The 1,828-nt window shown below is 78.0% G+C and carries 1 protein-coding gene; it reads right to left on the bottom strand.

Annotated elements, in window-relative coordinates; genetic code table 11:
• On the bottom strand, window positions 1-1,828 hold a 1,828-nt coding region (locus BI06_RS51790), incomplete at both ends, for an amino acid adenylation domain-containing protein (protein ID WP_043476372.1).

Genomic DNA, 1,828 nt, shown 5'->3' with positions numbered 1-1,828 from the left:
CCGGTGGCCGCGGATCTTGACCTGGTCGTCGATCCGGCCGAGGAACTCCAGTTCGCCGTCCGGGCTCCAGGCCACCAGGTCGCCGGTGCGGTAGAGGCGGTTCCCGGGCGCGCCGAAGGGGTCGTCGACGAAGCGCTCGGCGGTGAGCTCCGGCCGGCCCAGGTAGCCCTCGGCGAGCCCGTCGCCGCCGAGGTGGAGTTCCCCGGGCACGCCGATCGGCAGCGGCCGGCGGCGGCCGTCCAGTACCAGGGCGCGGGTGTTGGCGATCGGCCGGCCGATCCGGACCGCCTCCGGGCCGTCCGGCAGTTCGGCGCAGGTGGACCAAATGGTGGTCTCGGTCGGCCCGTAGACGTTGAACAGGCGGTCGGTGCCGGCCCGCAGCTGCCGGGCCAGCGGCAGCGGCAGGGCCTCCCCGCCGACCAGGCCGGTCAGCCCGGACGGCAGCGGCCCGGCACCGAGCAGCACCCGCCAGCCCGACGGCGTCGCCTGGACGTGGGTGACGCCCTCGCGCTCGACCAGCGCCCGCAGCCCCGGGCCGTCCACCGCGAGGCCGTCCGGGGCCAGCACCAGGCGGCCGCCGGTGGTCAGCGGCAGCAGCAGTTCCAGGGCGGAGATGTCGAAGGAGAGCGAGGTGAGGCCGAGCCAGACGTCCTCGGGGCCGGAGCCGAGCTGCGCGGCGAAGGCCGTGAGCAGGTTGACCAGCGCCCGGTGGCCGATCTCGACGCCCTTGGGGCGGCCGGTGGAGCCGGAGGTGTAGAGGACGTACGCCAGCCGGCCGGGGTCGGCATCGCCCTCGGACCCGGAAGCGGTCCCGGCGGAGGCCCCGCCCGGCCGGAGCACCGCCGGTGCGGCGGCGGCCACCTCGGGTGCCGGTTCGCGGTCGGCCAGCAGCAGGGCGGCGCCGGAGTCGGCGAGCACGAAGGCGAGCCGCTCGGCCGGGTAGCCGGGGTCGAGCGGCAGGTAGCCGGCGCCGACCGCGTGCACGGCGAGCAGCGCGGCCGGCAGGTCGGCGGTGCGGGCGAGGTGCAGGCCGACCAGGTCGTCGCGGCCGATGCCGGCCGCGGTGAGCTCCCCGGCCAGCCGGTCGGCGCGGCGCAGCAGCTCCCGGTAGGTCAGCCGTTCCTCCCCGGCCACCACGGCGAGGGCGTCGGGGGCGGCCGCGGCGTGCTCGCGGACCAGGTCGAGCACGGTCCGGTCGGCGGGGTAGGCGCGGGCGGTGTCGTTCCAGGCGGTGGTGACCAGGTGCCGCTCGGCCCGGTCGAGCAGGGGCAGGTCGCCGAGCGGGGTCGCGGGGTCGGCCACGGCGGCGGCGAGCAGGGTGGCGAGGTGCCCGGCGATCCGCCGCGCGGCGGCGGAGGCGAGCACGGCCGGGTCGTACTGGAGCGAGAGCTCGATCCCGTCGGCGCCGTCGACGGCCTGGAGGTGCAGGGTGTTGCGGGCGGCGTGCGGGAAGACGGTCCAGTCGACCGCGGCGGCGCTGCCGGGGAACACGGGGTCGGCGGTGGTGCGGCGGCGGTAGCCGAAGGAGACCGGGGCCAGCCCGGCCCGGGGGGTGAGGCCGGGGACGGCGCTGCCGAAGGGGACGGCGCGGTGCGCCGAGACCAGCCGGGCCTCGGCGCGCACGGCGGCGGCGTAGCGCGCGAACGGCGTGTCACCGTCCTGGCCGGCCGGGGCGTACACGGGCAGCTCGTTGACGTACAGGCCGATCGTGCCGCGCTGCCGGGGGTCGCGGGTGGAGAAGGGGACGGCGACCGGGACGGCCTCGCCGCCGTAGCGGTGCAGCAGGCCGTGCAGGGCGGCGAGCAGGAACTCGAAGCGGGTGACCCCG

The sequence above is a fragment of the Kitasatospora sp. MBT66 genome, from assembly GCF_000710405.2.
GTDB classification, from domain to species: domain Bacteria; phylum Actinomycetota; class Actinomycetes; order Streptomycetales; family Streptomycetaceae; genus Kitasatospora; species Kitasatospora purpeofusca.
The sequence above is the reverse complement of the archived record's forward strand: the minus strand, read 5'-3'. Positions and strand labels throughout refer to the sequence as shown.